This window comes from Nocardia sp. N2S4-5, from assembly GCF_044628355.1.
GTDB classification, from domain to species: Bacteria; Actinomycetota; Actinomycetes; order Mycobacteriales; family Mycobacteriaceae; genus Nocardia; species Nocardia wallacei_B.
Genome location: NZ_JBIUPM010000001.1, coordinates 7744961 through 7768794 on the forward strand (window position 1 = coordinate 7744961; position 23834 = coordinate 7768794).

The 23834-nt window shown below is 68.2% G+C and carries 21 protein-coding genes and 2 pseudogenes; 10 read left to right on the forward strand and 13 right to left on the reverse strand.

Annotation, left to right across the window (positions count from 1 at the left end; all coding sequences use genetic code 11):
- Positions 1 to 252: 252 nt before the first annotated feature.
- Together ACFMRZ_RS35820 and ACFMRZ_RS35825 are read left to right on the forward strand one after the other, a co-directional pair.
- Positions 253 to 1137: an ROK family protein gene (locus ACFMRZ_RS35820; protein ID WP_400182583.1), complete on the forward strand. Its 885-nt coding sequence runs from the start codon at positions 253 to 255 to the stop codon at positions 1135 to 1137.
- Positions 1134 to 2480 carry a phosphopantetheine-binding protein gene (locus ACFMRZ_RS35825; RefSeq protein ID WP_400182584.1) on the forward strand — a complete coding sequence of 449 codons (1347 nt, stop codon included), beginning with the start codon at positions 1134 to 1136 and terminating at the stop codon, positions 2478 to 2480. The genes ACFMRZ_RS35820 and ACFMRZ_RS35825 overlap by 4 nt, the downstream gene beginning before the upstream one ends.
- On the opposite strand, the gene ACFMRZ_RS35830 is transcribed toward ACFMRZ_RS35825, so the two are convergent.
- The 9 genes and pseudogenes from ACFMRZ_RS35830 to ACFMRZ_RS35870 form a co-directional block, all read right to left on the reverse strand.
- Positions 2464 to 3096: a nucleotidyltransferase family protein gene (locus tag ACFMRZ_RS35830; protein ID WP_400182585.1), complete on the reverse strand. Its 633-nt coding sequence runs from the start codon at positions 3094 to 3096 to the stop codon at positions 2464 to 2466. The two genes, ACFMRZ_RS35825 and ACFMRZ_RS35830, sit on opposite strands and share 17 nt — an antisense overlap.
- Before the next feature lie 70 nt (positions 3097 to 3166).
- Positions 3167 to 3577, reverse strand: a pseudogene (locus ACFMRZ_RS35835) (nucleotidyltransferase family protein); the annotation flags it as partial.
- Positions 3578 to 3825: 248 nt separating this feature from the next.
- Positions 3826 to 4752, reverse strand: coding sequence for a 3-oxoacyl-[acyl-carrier-protein] synthase III C-terminal domain-containing protein (locus ACFMRZ_RS35840; protein WP_400182586.1), 927 nt, complete (start codon positions 4750 to 4752; stop codon positions 3826 to 3828).
- Positions 4749 to 5915, reverse strand: a complete 1167-nt coding sequence (locus ACFMRZ_RS35845; protein ID WP_400182587.1) for a cytochrome P450 — start codon at positions 5913 to 5915, stop codon at positions 4749 to 4751. Before ACFMRZ_RS35845 ends, ACFMRZ_RS35840 begins: the two co-directional genes overlap by 4 nt.
- Positions 5912 to 6670, reverse strand: coding sequence for an HAD family hydrolase (locus ACFMRZ_RS35850; protein WP_400182588.1), 759 nt, complete (start codon positions 6668 to 6670; stop codon positions 5912 to 5914). The genes ACFMRZ_RS35845 and ACFMRZ_RS35850 overlap by 4 nt, the downstream gene beginning before the upstream one ends.
- Positions 6657 to 7319 (reverse strand): class I SAM-dependent methyltransferase, encoded by a 663-nt coding sequence (locus tag ACFMRZ_RS35855; RefSeq protein WP_400182589.1) that lies wholly within the window; start codon positions 7317 to 7319, stop codon positions 6657 to 6659. Before ACFMRZ_RS35855 ends, ACFMRZ_RS35850 begins: the two co-directional genes overlap by 14 nt.
- Positions 7319 to 8452 carry a monodechloroaminopyrrolnitrin synthase PrnB family protein gene (locus tag ACFMRZ_RS35860; RefSeq protein WP_400182590.1) on the reverse strand — a complete coding sequence of 378 codons (1134 nt, stop codon included), beginning with the start codon at positions 8450 to 8452 and terminating at the stop codon, positions 7319 to 7321. The genes ACFMRZ_RS35855 and ACFMRZ_RS35860 overlap by 1 nt, the downstream gene beginning before the upstream one ends.
- 1274 nt (positions 8453 to 9726) lie before the next feature.
- Positions 9727 to 10644: pseudogene (locus ACFMRZ_RS35865) on the reverse strand (pyridoxal-dependent decarboxylase); the annotation flags it as partial.
- 143 nt (positions 10645 to 10787) lie between these two features.
- Positions 10788 to 11525, reverse strand: a complete 738-nt coding sequence (locus tag ACFMRZ_RS35870) for a hypothetical protein (protein WP_400182591.1) — start codon at positions 11523 to 11525, stop codon at positions 10788 to 10790.
- Between the two features lie 219 nt (positions 11526 to 11744).
- On the opposite strand from ACFMRZ_RS35870, the gene ACFMRZ_RS35875 reads away from it, so the two are divergent.
- Positions 11745 to 12788: a phosphotransferase enzyme family protein gene (locus ACFMRZ_RS35875; RefSeq protein WP_400182592.1), complete on the forward strand. Its 1044-nt coding sequence runs from the start codon at positions 11745 to 11747 to the stop codon at positions 12786 to 12788.
- Between the two features lie 20 nt (positions 12789 to 12808).
- Here ACFMRZ_RS35875 and ACFMRZ_RS35880 read toward each other — a convergent pair whose 3' ends face one another.
- The 3 genes from ACFMRZ_RS35880 to ACFMRZ_RS35890 are packed head-to-tail and all read right to left on the reverse strand — an operon-like array spanning position 12809 to position 16718.
- Positions 12809 to 13921, reverse strand: a complete 1113-nt coding sequence (locus tag ACFMRZ_RS35880; RefSeq protein ID WP_400182593.1) for a hypothetical protein — start codon at positions 13919 to 13921, stop codon at positions 12809 to 12811.
- Positions 13918 to 15477 (reverse strand): class I adenylate-forming enzyme family protein, encoded by a 1560-nt coding sequence (locus ACFMRZ_RS35885; RefSeq protein WP_400182594.1) that lies wholly within the window; start codon positions 15475 to 15477, stop codon positions 13918 to 13920. The genes ACFMRZ_RS35880 and ACFMRZ_RS35885 overlap by 4 nt, the downstream gene beginning before the upstream one ends.
- Entirely contained in the window at positions 15477 to 16718 is a 1242-nt protein-coding gene (locus tag ACFMRZ_RS35890; RefSeq protein ID WP_400182595.1) for a transcriptional regulator, read from the reverse strand. Before ACFMRZ_RS35890 ends, ACFMRZ_RS35885 begins: the two co-directional genes overlap by 1 nt.
- 124 nt (positions 16719 to 16842) lie before the next feature.
- Between ACFMRZ_RS35890 and ACFMRZ_RS35895 the strand changes: the two genes are divergently transcribed.
- The 5 genes from ACFMRZ_RS35895 (at position 16843) to recN (ending at position 21007) form a co-directional block, all read left to right on the forward strand.
- Positions 16843 to 17001, forward strand: coding sequence for a hypothetical protein (locus ACFMRZ_RS35895; RefSeq protein WP_400182596.1), 159 nt, complete (start codon positions 16843 to 16845; stop codon positions 16999 to 17001).
- 156 nt (positions 17002 to 17157) lie between these two features.
- Positions 17158 to 17466 carry a hypothetical protein gene (locus ACFMRZ_RS35900; RefSeq protein ID WP_280275922.1) on the forward strand — a complete coding sequence of 103 codons (309 nt, stop codon included), beginning with the start codon at positions 17158 to 17160 and terminating at the stop codon, positions 17464 to 17466.
- Position 17467: 1 nt separating this feature from the next.
- Entirely contained in the window at positions 17468 to 18289 is an 822-nt protein-coding gene (locus tag ACFMRZ_RS35905) for a TlyA family RNA methyltransferase (RefSeq protein ID WP_400182597.1), read from the forward strand.
- Positions 18286 to 19251 (forward strand): NAD kinase, encoded by a 966-nt coding sequence (locus tag ACFMRZ_RS35910; RefSeq protein ID WP_400182598.1) that lies wholly within the window; start codon positions 18286 to 18288, stop codon positions 19249 to 19251. Before ACFMRZ_RS35905 ends, ACFMRZ_RS35910 begins: the two co-directional genes overlap by 4 nt.
- A complete protein-coding gene (recN, locus tag ACFMRZ_RS35915; RefSeq protein ID WP_400182599.1) occupies positions 19229 to 21007 on the forward strand; it encodes a DNA repair protein RecN in 1779 nt (592 codons plus the stop codon). The genes ACFMRZ_RS35910 and recN overlap by 23 nt, the downstream gene beginning before the upstream one ends.
- 10 nt (positions 21008 to 21017) lie before the next feature.
- Here recN and ACFMRZ_RS35920 read toward each other — a convergent pair whose 3' ends face one another.
- Complete coding sequence (locus ACFMRZ_RS35920; RefSeq protein ID WP_280275918.1) at positions 21018 to 21443, reverse strand: SRPBCC family protein; 426 nt, start codon at positions 21441 to 21443, stop codon at positions 21018 to 21020.
- A 178-nt stretch (positions 21444 to 21621) separates the two neighbouring features.
- Between ACFMRZ_RS35920 and steA the strand changes: the two genes are divergently transcribed.
- Together steA and ACFMRZ_RS35930 are read left to right on the forward strand one after the other, a co-directional pair.
- The gene (steA, locus tag ACFMRZ_RS35925; RefSeq protein ID WP_400182600.1) at positions 21622 to 22836 is read left to right on the forward strand and encodes a putative cytokinetic ring protein SteA; all 1215 of its coding nucleotides are present in this window, start codon (positions 21622 to 21624) and stop codon (positions 22834 to 22836) included.
- A 9-nt stretch (positions 22837 to 22845) separates the two neighbouring features.
- Positions 22846 to 23766 carry a copper transporter gene (locus ACFMRZ_RS35930; protein WP_400182601.1) on the forward strand — a complete coding sequence of 307 codons (921 nt, stop codon included), beginning with the start codon at positions 22846 to 22848 and terminating at the stop codon, positions 23764 to 23766.
- The last annotated feature ends 68 nt before the right edge of the window (positions 23767 to 23834 follow it).

The window sequence follows — 23834 nt, forward strand, 5'->3', positions numbered from 1 at the left end:
ATTGCTTCGCGAATCTCGTCTTCCCGCAGCCGGAGGCGCCGAAAACGAATACGCGGGAACCTGCCGAATTCGCCGCCGCAGAATTATGTCCGTCCCCGTCGGTGCGCACGCTACCGTCGGCCATCCAGCCCCCCGGTCGATCGATCGTCAATGTCCGAGCGATCACTTTACACGTGGTAGTCGACGCTGTTATCCGTTGTTTTGAACAACCGAAGCAGGGAGGGGATATTGTCCGCTGGAAGCAGAGCGGTGGTGCTCGATATCGGTGGCAGCGGCATTCGAATGGCCCGGGTCCGCCGACCGGACGTCATCGACGAACTGATCGCCTTCCCGTGGGGCGAATTGGGCGAGGAACTGGAACCGGTCATCGCCCGGCTGCGACTGTGGGCGGCCGAGCCGCTGGACCGGGTCGTCATCGCGGTGCCCGGGGTGGTCGACTACCGCACATCGATGCTGCATCGGTCGCACGCCGTTCCGGCGCGCTGCCGGGAAATCCTGTCCGGAGCACATGTGGCCGCCGTGACCGGTGCGCCGACCTGGCTGCTGAACGATGTCGATCTCGCCGCGATCGCCGCGGCCGGGCGTCGGGAGACCGCGGCGGGGGAGACCCTCCTGTACCTGAATCTGGGTACCGGAGTCGGCGCTGCGGTCATCGACGAGCAGGTCCTGATTCGGGGCCACCACAGTTTCGAACTGGCCGATCTGCGGATCGGTTCGACCGATCTGATGCGCGCGGCGAGCGCGCGGGGCGTCCGGCGACAGTGCCCGGCGGCCGCGGGACTCGGTGGCGCCGGCGAACATTCGCGGTGCGCGCGCGATGCCTGCGAGGTCGTGCTCGACCGGCTCGCGGCGGCGACGGCCACCGCATGTCGCGTCTTCGGCGTGAACGTGGTCGTCCTCGGCGGTGCGCGCGGCCGTCTGCCGGCTGTGACCGCCGGCCTGCAGGACCGGCTCGGCGATGCCCACCTGGATCTCGGTGCGACCGGCCGCCCGGAGGTGGTCCGCGCCGATGTCCCCAATCCCGCGCTGCTCGGCGCCTGGTATGTCGAGACCGCGCTCGCACCCCCGCCCGTCACTCCGATCGTCCCGGGGAGTGCTCGGACCCATCTATCGACGAGAGAGACCACGCAATCATGACCACCCCGGATATCACCCCGACCTTGCGGGCAATACTGGCCGACGTCACCGACTTGGAAAACCCGCGCGACATAGGTTCCGGCGACGACCTGTTCATGCTCGGCATGACTTCGCTGGAAACGCTGCGTGTACTGCTGCAACTGGAGGACCGTTTCCACGTCCGGATACCGGACGAGCTGCTGGACCGGGAACTCTTTCGCACACTGGGAAATGTGCGAGACGCGCTCGCACCGCTGCTCGGCACGGAGTCGGCGATGCGCGCTGACACCGGCGCACGGCCGCTCACTCGGTTCCCGCCCGGGACCGTATCGAATCCGCTCGGATTCGCCGTCGATACGGCACCTCCGGCAGGACGAATCAGCCTGGAGTACCCGCTGCGAATCAACGCGATGGCGATCGATCCGGCACTCGTGGCGCCGACGGACGACCACCGGTATTCGGCGGGCGAGGTCGTGCTCAGTATCTCCGAAACCCGCACGGTGGAAGTGATCCGCACCGGTCGTCCAGGGGAGCTGAGCATCGGGCCGGATTCCGATCGGCCGCCGGTGATACGGCACGCCGTCGGAATCATGCGCGCTGCGCTCGGTGTGGACGACGGCCTCGAGATCCACGCCCCGAAATTGCCCTTCCTGCGCCATTCCGGGCTGGGTTCCACCAGCTCGCTCATCGCGGCGGTCGCGGCGGCGATGAACGAACTCTACGGCCGTCCGATCGGCCCGGAGCACATGATTCGATACCTCGCCCAGAATCACGGGGAAGAAAGCGGGACAGACGATCTGCTCGTTCCCGTGCAATGCCTGGGCGGGTCGGCCGCCGCCGGTCATGTCGCCGGCTCGGTGATCGTCCTGGCGGGCGCGGGGGTACCCATCGCCACGGCGCGACTGGACGACGTCGATATCCTGCTCGCCACGCCGCGGGCATTCCTGGACCGGACCGCCGACGACCTGCTGGCGGACGAGGTGGCGCATATGGACGGCTTCGTGCGAACCGGCCGGAAACACGGCCCGGAAATCGCCTACCGGCTGCTGCACCACTGTCTCCCGGAGTTGGCCCGCGACAATGTCCGTCCGCTCGGCGAACTGGTTTTCGACTATCGGTTCGACATGGGAAGCATCGCGAACTGCGCATTCGTCCTGCCCGGCCTGGACCGTCTCGCGGAGCGGTTGCGGCCGCTCTGGTACGCCGAAACGACACTGTTCCTCGGTATTTCGTCGGTCGGGCCCACGTTCTTCGCGATCGGGCAGGACCTGGAGATGTGCCGGAAAGCCTTCGAGGCGGAGGACATGGTCGTCTACCGATCGCGGCCGTGGAACGGCGGTTACCGCGTCAACTCGATCGAATAAGCCGGGAGCGCCCTGTCACGGTCCGTCGTCGCTCGTAGTCGAAGGCGCGGACCGTGATCGGGTCGAGCCACCGGCCCGGTTGGCCGTCGATACGGCCGTATTCGTCGAGATACGCCTCGTCCGCCGAGGCCAGCGCCGACAGCAGGGCCGCGTCCACCGATCCCGGCAGCAGAGATTCGGTGTGCCGCAACGCGAAATAGACTTCGCTGCCGATCGAATCCTGGCGGGCGCGGGCGATCAGTACCTGCGGGTCGGGTCGTGTGGCGGGAGCGGACAGCACCTCCGCGATGTCGACATACTTTCCGAGAGTGATGTCCTTGCCCGCCTCGATGGTGGTCAGGGTCACCGCCTCCCGATACAGGTGCACGCACAGATCGAGCACGAAATCCGCCCGTGACGGTATCCGCGTCGGCGCGCCGAGCAGCCATTCGGTGCGACTCCGATCGAACCATTCGGCCATATCGAAGCGCTTACCCATGGCCGGTTCCAGGATGTGATGGCGCAAATCCACGTGGAAGACCCGCATCGCCGAGTCGCTGGTCGGTCGCAGGAACGCCGGCAGCGACGAGGCATTGAGCAACCAGAACGCTTCGACCTCGCGGCGGATGGGCGTCACGGTCCGATGGTCCTCCGACACGGCGCCTTGCCGATATCCGAGACGGTGCATCGGCTCCCCTGGCACGCCCGATATCGGCGCGGTCGATGAGCAGATCGATATCTGTCATGTACCGCCACGACGGGTCGGGATAGACGGCCCAGCCCAGGTAGATGCCCTTGCGCACCATCGTCGGCAGGCTCTCCTGGGTGAATGCCGCTCGCAGCGCGCGGAATTCGTTCTCCAGCGCGTGCGCGCGCTGCGCGTTGTAAACGATCGCCGCCCGTGCCAGGTGGCGGTGCATCTGCGGCACACCCGCGCGGCCGAGCTTCGAGACATGTGTCCACACGGCGGGCAGCACGCGATGGCGGGCCGCGTGGTCGATCACCCGGCCCCAGTCCAATTCTGCGGCGAGCAGCACTTCGGCCCGCTCGAGCTGCGCGGCGGTCGGATGCGGGCGGCACAGCCGCAGTACCAGCTCCGCCTCGGGCGTTATCGTCATCGGTCATTCCTCAGGTATTCCACGACATGAACGAAAAGCATCGGGCGGGCTGACAACAGCCCGCCCGATGCCTCGATGCAGCATCCGCTACTTCTGCGTCCGGCGGGCCTTCAGCAGCCCCGCCAGGGACAACGTCTTGGCACCGGTAACTCCGCGCTTCGTGTTCATTTTCAACCTCCTCCCCTGAATAGGTTTTCTACAGGTTGTTGCGATCGCCGGAGAAAAATATCAGTCGTATTCTCCGGCGGTCAAGAATGCTCTCGAACACTCCGGCCGTATTGCAGTAGGGTAAGCGACCAGATATTGATAGCCGTCGCCGCCACCAACACATTTGTGCCGACAAGACGTTGGCTCGCAGTCAGTTCGGCCAGTGCCAGGAGTGGATCCGCGGCAAAGCAGTGGCCAAATTCGTAGCTGTCGCGAAAGACGGCAGCATTCGGAACGTCCAGTATTTCGGCTATCTGTTCGACCGTACTCGTCAGATAATTATTGGTGACCAGGAGCGCAATATCCTCCCGCGTCGTTCCGGAATTGCTCAGCAAGGAATCCAGTGCATTGTCTATACGATCCAGAAATCGCATCGCGGCGCGCGGATCGGAAAGCAGGTCGGGGGCCGTGGCCAGCCGCGCGTCGGAAACGGTGCGATGGCCCCGGACCACGAAATGCGGACCCGGTGGAGCGGCACGGGAAAGTACCGCGCCGGCCGCGCCGTCGGAGAAGATTCCGATACCACCGGCGAGAATCCGCTCACCCAGTGGAGGTCCGTCGGCGGTCACCAGCAGCACCTTGCCGGCCGTCCCGGCATGCAGGAACGAGCCGCCCACACCCAGCAGCGCACCGAAATTCGCGCACCGATTCATGCCGGTGCCGACGACCGGCGTCTCCACCAGGTCACAGGCGCGCAGGAAGTCGGCCAGCTCGTAGGACGTCGCGTCGCGCGCGTTGGCGGTCGCCGTGGCGAAGACGATGTGGTCCACCGGCTCGGCGGAGCCGCCGCGCAGCGACCGGCGGACCGCCCGCGTCGCCAATTCGAAGGGCGACGCGTGCGATACCCGAACACCCGACAGCCCGTCGGCGAGATGGTCGGCGACGTCCGCCGCACTCGTTCCGGGCAGGCGGTCCAGCGGTACGAAATCGCCCAGCGCGACGCCGAACGAACTCAGATACATCGTCATCGGCGGCCGCTCTCCATTCCGGTCCGGGATTCGAGGACAACGGGAAAGCACCGCATGCGGCGCAATCCGGGTTCCTCGATCCACGTGCACGCACCGGCGATCCGGAAGTCCGCAAGCACCGGGGCGAGTTCGCGCACGAGCGCCGCCAGCACGTCGAGCACCAGCGTGCGCCCGGCGCAGGAGTGGTGGCCCGCGCCGAAGGCGACTCCGGCGCTGCCGCGAGCGGGATCGAAATCGTCCGGGCGGCGAAGGCATCGGGCGTCACGGTTGGCGATACCGGGCACGACGAGGATCCGCGCGCCGGCCCCGATGTCCCGCCCCGCCAACTGCCCGGGGCCTCTGCTGAAGCGCATCGTCCAGGTCTGTACCGGATCCAGGCGCAGTAGTTCATCGATCCCCGAACGCACGTGCTGCCACTGCTTCCGGGCCCCGTCCCGGCGGACCGCGTCGCTGAAATACGCCACGGCCGCCGGGTCCCGCAGCGCGTTGTGGAGGACCAGACAGGCCGCCGCAGGCAGGGGTGTGGCGTCCGAAAGGACGTTGAGCAGCGACACATTCGCCACGGCGCGGACGGTCGCTGCCGCGCACGCCCGCTGGTCCGGCGTGCCGTCGTCGGTCACGCACGTCATCACCGAATCCAGCCCGTCGTGCACCTGACGCACGGTCGCCGGCGAGAGGCCCAGCCCGGAGGTGAGCAGCGCTTCCCACAGGTCGGTGTCGAGTACCGCCGCGACGTCCAGCGGTCCGGTGGCGGCCCGCAGATCCCCGGCCACGGCTGTCACCGCGCGCCCCAACGGCGACCGACCGCTCCAGCCGACCGCTGCCGGGCGCATGGTGGCGGCCACGGATTCGCGCAGGGCCGTGTGTCGCGGGGGATCGGCGAACTCTGTCCAGCCCGAGCGGAGTTCGCGGAGCCGCGCATCCTCGGAGGCGTCCTCGGGCGCGACGTCGAACCACGGGTCCGCGGTGTATTCCGGCGACCGCAAGACCTCCTCGGCGACGGGCAGCGAACCGCAGACCCAGGCCTCGAATTCGTCCAGCCACACCAGATCGAACGCTGCGGCGGCGGCCCGCCGGTACTGCGCCCCGGGGTCGGCGTTGAATTCCGCCGTGCCGGTGACGACGGCGACGATCGAATCCGACACGCTCGCTGATATTTTCATGCCCACCCCTGCTCGGCACGAACCGAGAGCACGTTCCGGAGCGTGCACGAATCCAGTAGCCGAGCCGAATCCACGACGAGGTCGGCGGCGTCGAAGGGCAGGCCGCGAAAGGCCGGGTTGCGCACCGCCACACAGGCCAGCCCGGCCGCGGTGGCGGCCGCTACGCCGGTCGGTGAATCCTCGACGGCGATCAGCCGCCCGTCCGGGAGTCCCGCTCGCGCGGCCGCTTTCCGATAGAGGTCGGGGCTCGGTTTCGCCCGGCACCCGGGGTCGCCGTCGCGAGTGACGAGGGCGCCCACCTTGCCGTGGAGCCCCAGTCTGGTCAGCTGGTCCATGACCCAGCCGGCTTCGTTGTTCGTCACGACAGCCACCGTGTCGCCGTGCTCGGACACCGTGTCGAGCAGGTTCGTGATGCCGTCCATGGCCGCGAGTTCGCCGCAGCGCTCGACACAACGTTGCTCGAACTCGTCGAGCAACGCCTCGACGGGGTCGTCCGCGGCGACCATGGTCAAGGATGAGCGCGCGAAGGCGAGAACGCCGTTCATCAAGTGCGGCAAAGCTTCCGGGAGCACGGTGGCGCGCTCCTCGAACATCGCACGTAGCACCGACAGTGCCGTTCCCTCGCTGTCGAGAACGAGCCCGTCGAAGTCGAGTAGCACGCCGTAGCCGCCGGTCGTGCAGCCGCACGACAGTCCGTCGCCGAAAACCTCTGCCCGGTGCGGGGTTCGAGGGCGCGAAGCCTCATCCGCGGTCATGGCGGAACACCCCCAGAAGAACGGCACGCCGACCGGAGCCCACCATCGAAACCTTGGTCGTCACCGAATCCGACGGGACGAACGCGAAATCGTTCAATTCACGCAGGAAGCGTTCCGGCGCAAGCAATGTCATGGCGGCGCCGCCGCCGTCGAGGTACACCGGTTCACCCGGGACGCGATGCCATCCCCGCGGGTGAATCGCATCGGTGAAGACATTGAGCAGCAGCTTCCCGCCCGGCGTGAGCACTCGTGCGATCTCGCCGATCGCCGCTCGCAGCACGGCCGGATCCGGCGCGTTGTGCAGGACACCGCTCGCGAGTACCGCATCGAACGACAGATCGTCGTAGGGCAGCGCGTCGAACGATGCCTGCTCGAACCGAACGACCCGTCCCGGCGCCCGCTCCGCTACCGCGCGCCGCGCGGCGGTGAGCATTCCGGCGCTGACATCGCATGCGTGCACAACCAGCGGAAGTCCTGCGGCCACAACGGTATTCCGTCCGGCTCCGCAACCCAGGTCGAGGACTCGGCTTCCCTCCGGGAGCGCGGCCAGTTCGACGCGCCAGTAGTCGGGCGGCGCCAACTCGGCGAACTCCGCGACGATGTCGGGGCGCTCCCAGAACGCCCGGGTAAGTGCCGTTGTCTCGCGCATCAGCCGGCCTCCAACGCGGTGATCGTCGTATGCAGATCCGCCTGGGCGCGTGTGGTCTGCTCGATGAGCATGGTCAGCGAATCCACCTGGTACCCACCGCTGCCGAGCGACTCCGGCGGCCGGATCTTGAAATTCGATCGGGCGAGATTGAGATGCGGATGCCGGAATCGCAACAGCGCCTTGAGCAGAGCCTCCACCGCCCGCAGCGCCTCCAGCAGCCGATGCCGTGGCACACCGGCGGCGGCCTGCCGCCGCGCCTCCACGATCCACGCCGACAACATCGAGGGCACATGCAGATACGCGTCCACCAGGCGGCGATAGGGCGCGGGAAGATACGCCGCGTTCGCTTCGAGATACGCCTCGAGGTCGGGTCCGGTCGACCAGTCCGAGCCGAACAGCATGACGTCCACGACCAGCAGCGGCATCTGCGCGCCGCCGGGGCCGAAGTACACTTCGCCGCCCAGGCGCATAGGCGGGAAATAGGGACGCAGCTCGTAGGTGAACAGTTCCGGACTCAAATTCTGGATCACCGACCGGATCGCGCGGATCATCCGGCGCAGATGCACCGCGGCCTGTTCGATGTGGTGGACGGAGGCGTCGGAGCCCAGCGCCATCGCACCGGCGAACTCCAGCTGTTCGATGGTGTGCCCGAGCGCATGCATGCCCTCGGTCACCGCGTCGATGAACAGCCGCTCCTGCGGATGCGCCGTGAAGGTCCGGCGGCGCGGCCCGTCCGGGTTGCGGGTCGCGTAGCTGTATACGGTGTCGCGTGGCACCTCGTCGGTGGCCCGGCCGAGCCGGAGCAACGCCGGCTCCAAACCGGGCACCGCCTCGATCGGCGCGCCGTGGCGGATCAGCGAGGCCGCAACGAATCCGAGGTCACGCATGCACCCCGCCGCGCTGACCCAGTCCAGGTCACGCATCCTATGCAGGCGCTCGACCATGTGGCCGGCGAGCTCGATCAGTGCGGTACAGGCCGATTCCTCGTTCCACGAGGCGAGTCGAGCCGACATCGGTTCGTCGGCGTCGAACGGGTCGGCCGCGGCCACGGTGTGATCCTCGCGCAGTGACACCATGCAGGCCCGGGCGAGGCCGTCACGGTAGGCGGACGGTATCAGGCCCTCTCGGCTCATGAGCTCGCCTCGGTGAGTGCGGTGACGCGCAGGCTGTTCACGACCGGGTCCAGCGCCGCGTACAGCGCCTCACCGTGGGCCGCGACTATCGTCGGTTCCAGCGCTGACGGATGGGAAACATCCAGCCGCGGAAGGGAACTCGCGAGCCGGTGGCCGGTATCGAGCGGAAGACGCAGCCGGTAACTCGCGTCGCCGTGACAGGCCGCCACGCGCAGCGTCAGCGTTCGGTCCGCGATGTCGACACGGGTGCGGCTCGAGCCGGCGACCGCGGATTCCTGCGGCAGTCCCGCTTCCACACCGTGCTGCCGCGGCCACGGATGTGCCGCCCAGTCGAGTGCCCCGGCCACGCCCACCTCGAAGGCGAGAATCTCCCCGAAGAACCGGTTGGGGAAACGCCGGTACAACTCGCGCCGCATATGCCGGCGCCGGGGCAGCCGCGGATCGTAGTTGTACTGCGCGTGCACGACTTTCGCCGCGGCGGCGCCGGGCCGCAGGTCCACACGTATCTCGGCTGCCGTGTCCACCGAGAAGGAGTACTCGTTCGAACCTCGATAGACGGACTTCGAACTCTTCCCCATTTTCACGATCACCCGATTCTCGAAGATCTGCACTTCATCGGCGGATCCCGCATTGCCGGTGCGCAATTCGAGGGATCGGAAGCTGCCGTCCGCATGGAAGTTGGCGACCGCCCGTCCGGAATCTCCGTCCGAGTGCAGGATGAGGTGCGCCGCGCCGATCAGCGACAGCTGCTGCTGGTAGGAATCCAGCACTTCGAAGTGGAAGCGGCCGTCCAGCGCGATGCCCCCCAGTTCGTTCTCGAAGGGACGGTCCAGATCCGGGGCGTACAGCACGAGCGGCGAATCGCAGAGCGTCGATCTCGTCAGCTCGATGGACCGGAACGGTTCGGCGGTTTGCTTGCGCGGCACGAAGGTATGGAAGGAATATGCGCTCGGATATCGACTGGGATCGCGCTGTCCCGGCGGATGCACGAGCACGTGCCGCAGGCAGGCCGTAGCGCGACCGGCCGCAGCGACGGTGGTCACCAGCCGCTCCGCCGACCGGGGCCGCGAACCGGCGGCCGTCGGCAACGCCGCGTCCAAATCCTGGACCAGCCGCTCCACATGCTCCGGGCGATGATCGGCTACCACATAGAGGTGGTAGAAATCGCGGGCGGGTACGCCGGGCAACCGGGCCGCGTGCAGGCGGTACCGATCCTCGAGCGTCGCGGGCAGCCGCGTGCCGTCGCCGCCGAAACTCACTGCGAGAACCGGCATTCGAGGGTGCGCGACGAATTCGGCCTGCGGGTCGATCTCGGCGATGCGGGCACGCAACCGGTCGCGCAATTCCACGCACGATGTGTGTATCGACCGGAATCCCTCGAAGCCGTGGGCCATCAGCGCCGCCCAGAGCGCTGCCGCGGCGGCACCGGGACGCGACCCCGAGACCGTTTCGTCCACCACGCCCGACTGCTCCGCCACATAGGCGATGTGCTCGAGAAGTCCTTTCCGGCAGAGGAATACCCCGCAGCTGTACGGCACCAAGGCGGACTTGTGCGGGTCCACGGCGAGGGAATGCACCCCGCGATTCCGGAAATCCCACGCGTTCGCCGGATCGGTGAACGGAAGAATCAGGCCGCCGAACGCCGCATCCAGGTGGTGGTAGTACGCCGCGCCCGGGTGCCGGTCGCGATGCCGGTCCAGGACCCGGCACAACGCGGACACGTCGTCGACTCCGCCGGTACCGAAATACCCCACCGTCGAGACGACCAGATATCCGGTGATACCTTCGGCGGCAAGGTGTTCCAGCAGATCGGCCAGTTCCTCCGGGTCGGTGGTCCGTGACGGTCCCGCCGCGCTGAGACGCTCCACCCGCAGATCGGCCAGATCCGCCGCCTTGAACACGGAGGGGTGAGCGAGTTCCGAGGTGATCAATACGGGGGCGGTACCGGCCGCACGCAGTACGGACCGCCCGATCCGGACGGCCTGCAACGCGCCTTCGCTCGCGCCGGAGGTGATGTAGCCATCGAGCGCGCCGCCGTGGAACAGGCCGCCGAGCAGGCTCAGCGCCTCCTTCTCCACCCGGCGGGTGCCGGCGGCACCGTCGCCGAATCGGGTGTGAATGCCGATATTGTTGCTGTTGCGGGCCGTGAACCGATGCATCGCCGCCAGGGCCAGCGGATCCGGGGCGGGCATCGGCACACCGAATCGGACGACATCCGGGCCCGCGTGCCACGACGGGATCTCCGCCAGGCGATCGTCCAGATATGACTGTATTTCGCGGTCGTCGAGAGCGGTGGCGGGAAACGGCGCGGAGTCGGTCCAGCCCTCCGGCAGGTCTACCAAGACCCACCTCGCTCGGCGCGAACACCCACACACGCTTCGGCGGGTGGATTGTCCTCCGCGAGGAAAATGGTCTGCGCCATCATCCGATAACCGGACATCTGTTCGCGGAAGACTTCGATCGACTCCTCGGGATGCACCGAGTCGATGACCGCATGCGGCCCCACAGCGTTGAACTGGTGAGAGACGCCGCGCGGAATCTGCATATCGACCCACGAATTTTCCGGGACGATGGCGTTGTAACGCGGCAATTCCATCTCGTCCGGCGCGTCGGGCACGGCGTCGGCGAACCGATCGATATCGAAGGATTCCAGGCCGTCGACCCCGACGATATCCAGCGGCGACAGACTCGACACGCGAATGCGGGTGGCCGGACCGGTCATCATGCGCACGAATCGAAGGCCGGTGTGCAAATGCATCCGGGAGCAGATGTTCCGCTCGTTCACATCGTAGAAATCCATCAGATAGCGGTCGGCGAAGAATCCGTCGAAGGGCGCGTCGAGCATGTAGACGTCGCCCTCCTCGAAGATCTGCGCGCGGACGATACCGTCCCGGTCCTGCTGCTTGGCGCCCGGTGCGGAATGCGCACGGCGCACGATACCCGCCAATGCGGACACGACCGCGAGCGCGACATCGGGATCGAACTGCGCCACGGGAGTGAGACGGCAGCTGCCGGCATCCCGGAACACGCGGATGTCGTGCACCTCGTCGACATCGTCCGGATCGTGCTTCATTACTTTTTCCACATTTCCCCCGTGCAGCTCTTGCAGGTCGGAATCGAATAATCGGCGAGCCGGCCGAACCCGCTGGACCAACGGTATCGAAAACCGAAACCGAGGCAAGGCCGTTCAAATGGCGTTCGACACCGCGACGGTATCGAACGGCCCTCGGGCGCCGCTGTGAAAACACGGCGCGATACGCTCGCAGCGTCAGGCGGCAGCGACAGGAGAACCATGGCAATCAGTGCGATCGCACCGGAGGTATTGCAGCACATACTGTCCGAATACGGTATCCCGGCCGATTCGGCGACCACCCTGCTGAATCTCGACGACGGCGATCACCATCACGATCCCGCCTGGCGGGTCGACACCGGCGGCGATCCGATGGTGTTGCGGCTGATCGCCGAGCGGGAATGGTCGTGGCTCGGTCACCAGTGGTACAGCGACGAGCTGCTGAGCGCCCAGTTGCGGTTCGTGGACCACTTGCAGCAGCGGCGGATTCCCTTTCCGGCCCGCCGCGTCCCGTCCGGCGGCGAGTGGGTCGTCGCGCACGGCGCGGATACCCGGTATCGAGCTGTCGGATTCGAGTGGCTGCCCGCCGACCCGGGGATAGAGACGCCCACCGAGGCCATTGCCCACGGCGCCGGACGGCTGCTCGCATCTCTACACGGCGCCGCAACGGATTTCACCCGGACCGAGGGACTCGGGACCGAGAGCCTGCTCGGCTGGGCGAGACAGGTGGCCGACGAACTCTCCGCACTGACCGTCGGGGTGCCGGCGACGATCGGCCGAATCATGAGTCGGCATGTGGATGACATTCGCCGGCAAGTGGATTCGGTCGGCGAGCTGTCCTGCCGCCTGGCCGGCCACGGTGACCTCAACGTGCCCAACGTCCTGATTCGGCGCGGCGCGGTGGTGGGCGCCGTCGACATCGGCCGGATAGCGTTGATCGATCCGACCGAGGAACTGGCCAACGTGGTGCGCTGGTTCAGCGAGCGGAAGATCGACGGGAAGCGCGTGCCCGAACCGGCACTGGCAGCGGCGGTCGTGGCGGGCTATCGGAGTACGTCGGCGGGACAAGCGATTTCGGCCCCTCTTCCCGAATTGACCTGGCTCAGCGCCGCGACCGCGCCGCACCTGTTCTTTCCGGTACGCAAAGCGCTGGCCGCCGGTACGGCGGTGGACGAGGACTGGCTGGCCGCCCGCATCGACGCGCGCCGCACCGAGGCCGATCGGCTGCGGGACATCATGCGTGCTCTGACTCGCGGTCGGGCCTGATCCGGGTGGCGTGTCCGGCCTCAGCCGAGCAGACTGTCGATGTGCCGCACGAGCGTGCTCGGCGGACCCGCGGTGCGGCAGGTCATGAAGCGCGTGCCCGCTATGAGACGGGGGACGACAGTAGTTGTGGAAGCAGTGCTCGTGTCGCCGATTCCGAGCCAATCCTCCGGCCAGAGCGGATCGACCGGCGAATAACAGTTGCGTCGCAACGTCTCTCGCACATGCTCCGCGGTCCCTTCGATCCACCCTGTTCCGGCCAGCTCCGGACCCGGCAGCAGCACGGCCTCGAGCGGACCCCCGCACGACGATCCGATGCCGGTCCACCTGGCCAGTTCGCCGGGCAGCCGCTCCAGCTTCGCCTTCCTGTTCCGCTCGGGATTCCAGCACGGTTGACCAATCCAGTTCTGCCAGCCGAACATTCGCACGGTCCGGTCGTCGAGACGGATCGCCGACGGCAGGCCGACCACCTCGATGCCGTCGTCGTTCGGTCGCACCAAGGTGCGTTCGTTCGCGACGAGTTCACCGCCGCCGTAGACGCACAGTGCCAAGGCGAGCGTGGTCTTGCCCGCTCCCGAGTCGCCGACCAGCAGTACGACCCCGCCCGAAGGCATTCGGACGCTGCTGGCATGAAAGCAGGAGAAGCCCTCCGCACGTAGTTGCCGATACCACAGCTCGCGGAGATATCGGACGCCGAAACGACAACGATCCGGGCCGGGGATCGCGGCTACCGTAAGGCGCCCGGGACCGTGGCGGACGACGTGATCGGGCACCGCGTCGGTGTCGAAATACAGCCGGTCTTCGCCGTGGCGCAGCACACGCATGCGGGATGACCTGGTCGGCCGGCAGTACTCGGGTGGCCGGTCGGCGGCGGCCGCGACCAAGACGGTGAGTGCCTCGGGCGAGGTGACCACATCCACGAGTTCGTCGCCGGACACGGGAGCATCGGTGCCGCGCAGCACATCTCGGGCATAACGCAGCGTATTCGGTTCGTCGGTAAGGTACCGGGCGGCGCGGTCGGCGAGTGCCACTCCGGCGACCGTGAGACCCGTGCCGAGTTCTGCTGTGCCGAAGATGTCTTCCACTGCGGCGTCGACGGCCGGCGTAGCGCTCACCGCGGCCACCCGCCGGGTCATGAGCGCACACCCTCGCCGGTCCGCGCTCTACCGGCCAGCGTCACCCGATCGGGCTTGCCGGAACGCAACTTCGGCAACTCGTCGAGCAGAACCAGGCGGAGCGCACACCGACCCGGATCGACGACGGTGGCGACGCGCTCGCGCAAGGTGGCCGAGGTGGGCCCACCCTCGCCCGGGCCGCGCACGACCGCGTAGAGGGTCACCGCCTCGCCGAGCGAGGCATGCGACCGGGACACACAGCAGGCATCACGCACCCCGGGCAGGCGGCGAACGGCGCGCTCGATCTCCTCCAGCGAAACACCCAGCCCGCCACACTTCGCGATGTGTTTGATGCGGCCGGTGATCGAGAGATACGCCCGGCCGTCCGGACCCGCTGCGAGCCTGCCCAGATCCCCGGTGCGCAACCAGCCACCGTGCAGGGCAGCCGCATTCGCCTCCGGGTTGCCCAGATACCCGGTCATGATCGAGTGGCCGCGCACGCAGACCTCGCCGATCTCGCCCTCGGACACCTCGGCATCGCGCTCGTCCAGCACCGCCACCTCGCATCCGGGCAGCGCCGAACCGACCGGCGGCGCTTCGGTTTTCGTCATCAACGCCAGGTAGTCCGCCTCGGACAGATCTGTGGGCATGGTGGTCGCGAAGTTCATGCACTCGCTCAGGCCGTACCCCTGGACCACCCGTAGCCGGAATCGGTCCCACAGCGACTCGACGGTCGCCGGATACAGCGGAGCGGCGGCACTGACGACATATCGCAGTTCGGCCGGGATGCTCCCGCCACGAGTCTCGGCCATGACGCCCAGAATGCTCGGAACCGTCGTCGCGACGGTCGCACGGAACTGCTCCAGCACTCGCATAAAATGCAGCGGGTCGAAACGATGCACCAGCACCGCATGCCCACCGGCGAGCAGGGTCGCGACGATACCGAATTCGAGACCGTTGACGTGAGAAACGGGAAGCGGGCAGACGAGCGTGGTACCCACACCGAGCCGGTGGTGCCGGACAACCGCTTCGGCATTGACCGCTATCGAATAGCCGCTCTGGGCAACGGGTTTCGAGGCCGCAGTGGATCCGGTGGTGAACACCACGACCGCCGTGCGCCAGGGGCTCGCGAGTTCGGGAGTCACGACCCGCGCCGGGGCCGGGGGCAGCACCACCATGCCGTTGTCCGTGGTCTCCACCAGCGGACAGGCCAGGGCGGCCAGCATCTCGGTCCGGCGTTCGACGGTTTCGGCGGAATCTATGAGCACCGCCGCGGCGCCGGCCCGGATGATCGCGAACACCGTCGTCAGGGAGTCGATCGTGTTCTCCACCAAGGTGGCCAGTGTTCCCCCGATCCCGGTCTCGGCCGACGGGATTCGTTGTGCACGCTCCTCGATATCCCGCCAGAGTTGCGCGTAGCTGATGGATCGCGTCGGCTCGCCCCGCGGGGTCACCTCGGTGATGGCGGTTCGCGTGGCGTGGCGGGCCGCGGCCGCGCGCAGCCGCTCCATCAGTTCCGGCGGATTCAGCAGGGGCCGGTCCCAGGGCCGCCCTCGGTACAGGTGCGGATCGGACATCACGCCCCACCTCCCAGCGCGACGTCCACGTCGTCGGCGATCATCGCCGATTCCAGCCAGTCGGCGAGGTCTTCCCAGGTTCTGGCGTTGGCGCGAGCCAGCTTGGCCAGCGAACCGCGACAGTGCGCCGGTATGTCGCCGGTGATCCGCTCCCACGATTCGACGTCGACCACCGCGGCGGCAATCCGGCGGAGCAACAGCCGGCCCCGGTCGTTGAACCGCAGCGACGGATCGTTGTACAGATTGCGCAGAATGTGGTTCTGGATCGACGCCGACACGGTGCGAGTGGTCGCGGGGTCGGCGTGAATGCCGGACGGCTCGGGCGTGGTCGACTGCGGTACCAGCGCTACGTGGGAGCCCGTGGGAACGGGTGCGCCGATATTCTTGTAGCGCGGAACGACAGGCTCCGACCGCGATATGCGGTCACGAACGTCTTTGGCCGTGCCGACCGAAATCCCCGCTTCCTTGGCGATTTCCCGCAGTGACGCATCGGGTCGCGCAGCGATGATCCGGGCGGCCGCGACTCTGCCCTCCGCGACTTCGCGGCGGCAAATTCGGCCGTCCTTGCCGATCCGGTTGTTCGAGTGGGAATTTTCTCCACTCGAACACCTCCGCTCGGCGCCGACGGTCTTGTGCGACAACCCGACCGTGTCGGCGATGACGCGATCAGACCATTGCGGGTGAGAGACCATCAAACGGCGGGCGGCGTCCTTGCGCTCGGCCAGGGAGAGCGGAAGCCCGTGCGCGACATTCATCCGCACGGCCAGCGCGAAGGCGTCGTCGGCGGTGCCGTCGAAGAACCTGACGGCAATGGTCTTCCGGCGGCAGGCGACCGCCGCCTGCAGCCGGTGCGCCCCGTCCACGACGCTCATCGTCGCCCGATGCACCAGAATGGGCGGTAGTCCCTCGGCCAGCTCCGCGAGGAGATTCACGTGGGTGCCGCTCGTCGTGCCACGGACCCGCTGCACATTCTCGAGCGATATCGATTCCACCGGCACGTTCTCGACAGGCAGCGCGGAAATCCATGCGAGCGAGGAGAATGTCACCGAAAAATCGTCCCCTATCACACGCACAGAATTGTCCGGACCGAAATCCGTCATGTTTCCTCCCGAAAGCCACACATCTGCCCCCCGACAGTAGAGGCGGCATTGTTGGCGGGCAACCGATTCGGCGGTGGTGAACTGCTCGAATGCAGCCCGAACAGCACGGATGGGATATCCGGTCCGGACGTCATCGGCCATTTTTCACGAACGATCTCGCGGATATCCGGTCCGGGCGAAAAATTCCCGTCCTGACATGCGCGTACAGCGCAGAAAGATTTGCTCCGGATATCGACGCGCCGGGGTGGAACATAATGTCCGCCACATGGTGAATCCGAAGAGAATTCTGTTCTGCACGGCAGCGGCATTGCTGTTCGCCGCGCCGGCCGCATTCCTGCCCCACTTCGACAGCGCACCGACGGACCTTCCGGGGATCTGCGATATGAACCCGCCGCCGATCGTCACCCCGCCCCAGTGCGTGTAGCGCACCCGCACGAGCGACGAACTGGGCGCCGTCGCCTCGACCTGGGTCGGATCGCTCTGACTATGGCGCCGGCACGAACGTGATTCGCGGAGGCACGCCCGGAATCCCGGTCGGAACGCGTGTTCGAATCCGAATTCCGGTAGCGTTGTCGGCACCATGACTACCCCGATGTCTCGTCCGCACGAATCCGGGTCGCACGGGCCCCGCCCGGGCGTTCCGCTGCCCGGTCAGCATGTGGGGGGCGCGAACCCCGCGGAGTTCGCCGACCCCCAGCAGGTGCGCACGGAGATCGATGCCCTGCTGGCGGAACTGTCTGCGGGAGCGCGCAGTTCGGAGTCGGCGGGCCTGGCGGCCGCGCTGCCGACCTCGGCGAACGCGGGCACCGACATCACCCGGCGGGCCCGCATCCTGGAGCAGGCACACGAGGTGCTGGTCCAGGCCCTGGCGACGGTGGACAAGATCTGAGTTGGCCAGGCGCGCGCGGGTGGACGCCGAACTGGTTCGCCGCGGATTGGCACGGTCGCGGGAGCACGCGGTCGAGCTGATCGGCGCGGGCCGCGTCCTGATCAACGGCACGGTCGCGTCCAAGCCCGCGACGGCCGTGGAACCGGGTATCCCGCTGCTGGTGCGCGAGGAGCCCGACGAGGTGCAATGGGCATCGCGGGGCGCGCACAAACTACTGGGCGCGCTCGCCGCGTTCGAACCGCAGGGCGTCACCGTCTCGGGACGGCGCTGCCTCGACGCCGGCGCCTCGACCGGCGGCTTCACCGATGTGCTGCTGGCGCGGGGCGCTCGCGAGGTGGTGGCGGTGGACGTCGGCTACGGCCAGCTGATCTGGCGGTTACAGAACGACGACCGGGTACGGATTCACGACCGCACCAATGTGCGGTCGTTGACGGCCGACGCGATCGGCGGGACCGTCGAACTCGTGGTCGCCGATCTGTCGTTCATCTCGCTGGGGCTGGTGCTGCCGGCCTTGGCGCAGTGCTGCGCGCCCGGAGCGGACCTGTTGCCCATGGTGAAACCGCAATTCGAGGTGGGCAAGCAGCGAGTAGGCTCCGGCGGCGTGGTGCGTGATCCGGAACTGCGGGCCGAGGCGGTGCGCGAGGTGGCGGCCGCGGCCGCGAACCTCGGGCTGGCGACGCACGGTGTGGTGGCCAGCCCGCTGCCCGGGCCGTCCGGCAATGTCGAATACTTCCTGTGGTTGCGCAAGGAAACCGGCGGCCACGTCGCGGAGCAGGATGTCGCGGCGCTGGTGCGGCGGGCGGTCGAGGAGGGGCCACAGTGAAACGGGACATCCTGCTCGTCGCGCATCCCGGCCGCCCGGAACTCACCGAGACCGCGCACCGGATGGCGAAGATCTTCGAGGACGCCGGAATCGGGCTGCGCCTGCTGGAGGACGAGGCCTACAGCACCCGGCTGGACTGCGACGAGACCGGCACCCCCGACGGTTTTCCGGTGCAGGTCGTCTCGCACGGCCCGGACGCCGCCGCGGGCTGTGAGATAGTGCTGGCGCTCGGCGGTGACGGTACTTTCCTGCGCGCCGCGGAGATGGCTCGCGCGGCGCGGGTGCCGGTGCTGGGAATCAACCTGGGCCGCATCGGTTTTCTCACCGAGGCCGAGGCCGAGCACCTCGACGACGCGCTGGCCCAGGTAGTGCGCGGCGATTACCGCATCGAGCGGCGGATGACGATAGATGTCAGTGTCCGCGTCGATGATGTAGTCGTGGAACGCGGATGGGCCCTGAACGAGGCCAGCATCGAGAACGCCGCCCGGATGGGCGTGCTGGAGGTGGTGCTGGAGGTCGACGGCCGCCCCGTGTCCCAATTCGGCTGCGACGGGGTGCTGATCGCGACCCCGACCGGTTCCACCGCCTACGCGTTCTCCGCGGGCGGTCCGGTGGTGTGGCCGGAACTGGAGGCGCTGCTGGTGATCCCGAGCAACGCCCACGCCCTGTTCGCGCGTCCGCTGGTGACCAGCCCGGAGTCGCGCATCGCGGTGGAAACCGTGGCGACGGGCCATGACGCGATCGTTTTCCTGGACGGCCGCCGCACGCTCGCGCTGCCGAAGGGCGGGCGGTTCGAGGCGGTGCGGGGGACCGAGCCGGTGCATTGGGTGCGGCTGGATTCCGCGCCCTTCGCCGACCGGATGGTGCGCAAATTCCAACTGCCCGTGACCGGCTGGCGAGGTCGGTCGCCGGAGCGGTCGGGCCGAACGGAGAGCACGAGTGCTGACAGAGATCAGGATTGACGGCCTGGGCGTCATTTCCACCGCCACAGCGCAATTCCACGCGGGGCTGACCTGCCTGACCGGTGAGACGGGCGCGGGCAAGACGATGGTGGTGACGAGCCTGCACCTGCTCGGCGGGGCGCGCGCCGACGCGGGCCGGGTGCGCCAAGGCGCCGCGCGGGCCGTCGTGGAGGGCCGGTTCACCGTCGACGAGGTGCACGACGGCGCCCGCGACGAGGTCGAGAAGGTACTGGAATCGGCTGGGGCGCAACGCGATGACGACGGCAGCATCATCGCCGTGCGGACCGTCGGCAGCGACGGGCGCTCGCGCGCGCACCTGGGCGGCCGCAGCGTGCCCGCGGCGGTGCTGAACGATTTCACCGCGCCGCTGCTCACCGTGCACGGCCAGAACGACCAGCTCCGCCTGCAGCGACCCGAACAGCAGCTGCGGGCCCTCGACCAGTTCGCCGGGGCGGCGATGGACGGGTTGCTGCGCAAGTATCAGCTGGCCCGCCGGACCTGGCTGCAAGCGCGCGCGGAACTGCTGGAGCGCACCGCACGCAGCCGCGAACTGGCGCTGGAGGCCGACCGGCTGAAGTACTCGCTGGACGAGATCGACTCCATCGCACCGGAACCCGGCGAGGACGAGCGCATCGTCGCCGAGGTGCGCCGGTTGTCGGATCTGGATTCGCTGCGCGAGTCGGCGACCTCGGCGCACGACGCGCTGGCCGGTCCGGCCGATTCGCCAGGTGAGGGCTCGGGGGCGCTGGATCTGCTCGGCAGTGCGCGGGCCCGGCTGGAATCGGCGGAGGATCGGGCGCTGGCGGAGCTGGCGCCGCGGCTCGGCGAGGCGATCTCGGTGGTGGTCGACGTCACCACCGAACTCAGCACCTATCTGTCGGATCTGCCGTCGGATCCGAGCGCGCTGGATTCGCTGCTGAACCGGCAGGCCGAATTGAAAACGCTGACAAGGAAATACGCGCCCGATATCGACGGTGTGCGCGCCTGGGCCGAGGAGGCGCGGGGCCGCCTGGACTCGCTCGACGTGTCCGACGAGGCCCTCGCCGCACTCGCCGCCGAGGTGGAGAACGCCGCGGATCAGGTGCGCGAGACGGCGAAGAAGCTGTCCGCCGCGCGGGCCAAGGCCGCCAAGAAGCTGGCCGCGGCGGTGAGTTCCGAATTGTCCGGCCTGGCGATGGGCCGCGCCAAGCTCGAGGTGGCGGTGCGGCCGGTGCCCGCCGCGGCCCAGGATTCGGCCCCGATCACGGTGGACGGCAAGGAATTACACGCCGGGGCCGCCGGTGTCGACGAGGTGGAGTTCCGGCTGTCGGCGCACTCGGGGGCGCAGTCGCTGCCGTTGAGCAAGAGCGCGTCCGGGGGTGAGCTGTCGCGGGTGATGCTGGCGCTCGAGGTGGTGCTGTCCAGCTCCGAGCACGGCGCCACGATGGTGTTCGACGAGGTCGACGCCGGGGTGGGCGGCCGCGCCGCGGTCGAGATCGGCCGCCGTCTGGCCCGGCTGGCCCGCACCCACCAGGTCATCGTGGTGACTCACCTGCCGCAGGTGGCCGCCTTCGCCGACACCCACCTGGTGGTCGACAAGGTCGACGACGGTAAGGGCGTCAACAGCGGCGTCCACGCCCTCACCAACGACGAACGAGTGAAAGAACTGGCCCGCATGCTCGCCGGCCTGGACGACACCGAAACCGGCCGCGCCCACGCCGAAGAACTCCTGGAGACCGCCCGCACGGAGAAGGACAGCACACCCGCCGCCAGCTGAGGAGCTCCCGCTACTTGACGGCGGCCTTGCGGGCGGCGCTGAGGAACGGGCTGATGAGGCCCTTCAGGAGGAGCTGGGTGAGGGCCGCGGGGACGGGGACCTTGGGGTCGGAGTCCATGCGGTAGGTCACCAGGGTGCCGCCGCCGGGAGCGTCGGCGAAGGTGATGGTGCCGGTGTGGCTGCGGACGGGCGCGCCGGCGACGATCTTGTACGCCATGCGCTCGTTGGGGACCAGTTCGGTGGTCTCCTCGGTGATGCCGACGCCGCCGAGACCGACGCGGTAGCGGGCGCCGACACCGGCGGGCTCGGGCGAGCCGGGCTGCTTCAGGGTGAACTTGACCGGCAGATAGCCGTTGAGGCTGTCGCGCTCGGTGAACAGTTTGTACACCACCTCGCGCGGGGCGGGAACGACGGTGTCGAGGGTGGTGCTTGCCATGACTTCTCCTTCGAGCGTGCGTACCCGTGCGGGCCGCCGGTGTGCCGTGTGGCACAGCATATCGGTACCCCCTCGAGCCCGTAGCTGGCGCGTCGCTGGCATCACTGTGACGAATCAGGTAGCGGAAATCGGCGCGCCTCCACCACGGGTTGAGGGTTTGGGCTCATCATCGGACGTCATGAAGATGCTGGCACTGCTGTCGAGAAGCACCGAAACGCTGCCCGGTGTGTCCGGGATAGCCCGGGTCGACCGCAACACCCGGCGTCTGCTCAAACGGATCGGACCGGGCGACGTCGTGGTGCTCGACGAGATGGATCTGGATCGGCTCACCGCCGACCAACTGGTCGAGGCGGGCGTGGTGGCCGTCGTGAACGCCTCCCCGTCGATTTCCGGACGCTATCCGAACCTGGGCCCGGAAGTGCTGGTGGCCAACGGGATTCTGCTGCTGGACGCGGTGTCCTCGGATGTCTTCACCAAGATCAAGGACGGGGTGAAGGTCCGGGTCGACGAGGGCGTCATCTACGCCGACCGGCTCACCAAGAAGGTGCCGGAGGCGCTGGTCGAGGGCCTCGAGTTGACCGAATCGGCGATCGCCGAGCGCATGATCGCCGCCCGCAACGGCCTGGCCGATCACCTGGAAGCGTTCGCGGGCAACACGATCGAGTTCGTCCGCACCGAAAGTGCCTTGCTGATCGACGGTCTCGGCATGCCGGACCTCGAATTATCCATGCGCAAGCGGCATGTCGTGGTGGTCGCCGACGGGTCCGACCATCGAGACGATCTGAAATCGCTCAAGCCCTTCATCAAGGAGTACGCGCCGATCCTGGTCGGGGTGGGCCGCGGCGCCGACACGCTGACGCGCTGCGGCTACCGGCCGGACCTGATCGTCGGCGATCCCGAGGAGATCACCGCGACCACGCTGAAGTGCGGCGCCGAGGTGATCCTGCCCGCCGACACCGACGGGCACGCCAAGGGCCTGGAGCGCATCCAGGATTTGGGCATCGGCGCCACCACGTTCCCGTCGTCGGGTTCGGCGACGGATCTGGCGCTGCTGCTCGCCGACCACCACGGCGCGTCGCTCATCGTCACCTGCGGCGCGGCCGCCTCGCTGGACGACTTCTTCGACCGCAGCCGCCGCGAATCCAACCCGGCGACATTCCTGACCAGGCTCAAGGCCGGGTCGAAGCTCATGGACGCGAAGGCCGTCGCGACGCTGTACCGGCACCAGACCTCGGGCTGGGCGGCGGCACTGCTGGTGCTGGCGGCGCTGATCGCGTTGATCGTGGCCCTGCTGGTCTCGCAGCACACCGGCGGCGCGGCGCTGGACTGGGCGCGCGACACCTGGCAGCACGCCGAATCCTGGGCGCGAGGACTGCTGGACCGAAAACTGTAAGGGGGACAGGTGATTTCGCTACGACGGCACGCCGTTCCGCTCGCCGCCGTGCTGCTCGCGGTCGCGGTCGGCGTGGTACTGGGCGCACAACTGCGCGGCGGTCCCTTGCAGACCGACCGGAGTGACCGGCGAGCCGGGGCGCTGGCAGCCGAGAACGGCGAACTCACCGACCGATTGCGGGCGGCAGACGCCTTCATCGCGCGGTCTGCGGGACGGTTGCTGGGCGGGACGCTGACCGACCGCACGGTGCTGGTGTTCACCACGCCCGACGCCGACGCCGCCGACGCCGAGGCGGTCACCAAGTCGCTGACGACCGCGGGCGCGGTGGTCGGCGGCAAGGTCGCGCTGACCGACGCGTTCGTGGACTCCGGGCAGGGCGACCGGCTGCGCACGGCGCTCACGAACATGATCCCGGCGGGCGCGCAACTGCCCACCGGAGCCGTCGATCAAGGCAGCCTGGCCGGTGACCTGCTGGGCGTGGCACTGCTCACCGATCCCGGCACCGGGCAGCCCCGCGCCACCGATCAGGAACGCGGACTGATCCTCGACACGCTGCGGGGCGGCGGGTTCCTCACCGCCGACACGGTGCACCCCGCGCAGCTCGCCGTGGTGGTGACCGGCGACGGCGCGCGGGCCGACGAGAACAACCGCGGGTCGATCGTCGGCCGTTTCGCCGGGGGACTGAAGGGGCGCGCCGCCGGTGTGGTGCTGGCCGGACGGTCAGGCGCCGCCGCGGGGTCCGGCCCGATCGCCGTCGTGCGCGGTGACTCCCAGCTCGGCGCGGCAGTCACCACGGTCGACAATGTCGATTACGAGATCGGCCGCGTCACAACGGCACTCGCGCTCGGCGAGCAGCTGAACGGCGTGATCGGCCGCTACGGCACGGGGGACCGGGCGAGTTCGCTGACCGTCGCCGCCGCGCCGCAGTGACGCTCGGGGCCCTCGCGCGGCACACATCCGGACAATCGTGTGGAGGGGCGTTGACGACCCGGCCGACC

Bases quoted from the DNA above. Each gene is read 5' to 3' on its own strand.
- ACFMRZ_RS35845 (WP_400182587.1), bottom strand. From the start codon at position 5,915: ATGAAAATATCAGCGAGCGTGTCGGATTCGATCGTCGCCGTCGTCACC.
- ACFMRZ_RS35840 (WP_400182586.1), bottom strand. From the start codon at position 4,752: ATGACGATGTATCTGAGTTCGTTCGGCGTCGCGCTGGGCGATTTCGTA.
- ACFMRZ_RS35825 (WP_400182584.1), top strand. From the start codon at position 1,134: ATGACCACCCCGGATATCACCCCGACCTTGCGGGCAATACTGGCCGAC.
- ACFMRZ_RS35900 (WP_280275922.1), top strand. From the start codon at position 17,158: ATGACTACCCCGATGTCTCGTCCGCACGAATCCGGGTCGCACGGGCCC.
- ACFMRZ_RS35870 (WP_400182591.1), bottom strand. From the start codon at position 11,525: ATGAAGCACGATCCGGACGATGTCGACGAGGTGCACGACATCCGCGTG.
- ACFMRZ_RS35875 (WP_400182592.1), top strand. From the start codon at position 11,745: ATGGCAATCAGTGCGATCGCACCGGAGGTATTGCAGCACATACTGTCC.
- steA (WP_400182600.1), top strand. From the start codon at position 21,622: ATGAAGATGCTGGCACTGCTGTCGAGAAGCACCGAAACGCTGCCCGGT.
- ACFMRZ_RS35860 (WP_400182590.1), bottom strand. From the start codon at position 8,452: ATGAGCCGAGAGGGCCTGATACCGTCCGCCTACCGTGACGGCCTCGCC.
- ACFMRZ_RS35895 (WP_400182596.1), top strand. From the start codon at position 16,843: ATGGTGAATCCGAAGAGAATTCTGTTCTGCACGGCAGCGGCATTGCTG.
- ACFMRZ_RS35850 (WP_400182588.1), bottom strand. From the start codon at position 6,670: ATGACCGCGGATGAGGCTTCGCGCCCTCGAACCCCGCACCGGGCAGAG.
- ACFMRZ_RS35880 (WP_400182593.1), bottom strand. From the start codon at position 13,921: ATGACCCGGCGGGTGGCCGCGGTGAGCGCTACGCCGGCCGTCGACGCC.
- ACFMRZ_RS35885 (WP_400182594.1), bottom strand. From the start codon at position 15,477: ATGTCCGATCCGCACCTGTACCGAGGGCGGCCCTGGGACCGGCCCCTG.
- ACFMRZ_RS35920 (WP_280275918.1), bottom strand. From the start codon at position 21,443: ATGGCAAGCACCACCCTCGACACCGTCGTTCCCGCCCCGCGCGAGGTG.
- ACFMRZ_RS35890 (WP_400182595.1), bottom strand. From the start codon at position 16,718: ATGGCCGATGACGTCCGGACCGGATATCCCATCCGTGCTGTTCGGGCT.
- ACFMRZ_RS35855 (WP_400182589.1), bottom strand. From the start codon at position 7,319: ATGCGCGAGACAACGGCACTTACCCGGGCGTTCTGGGAGCGCCCCGAC.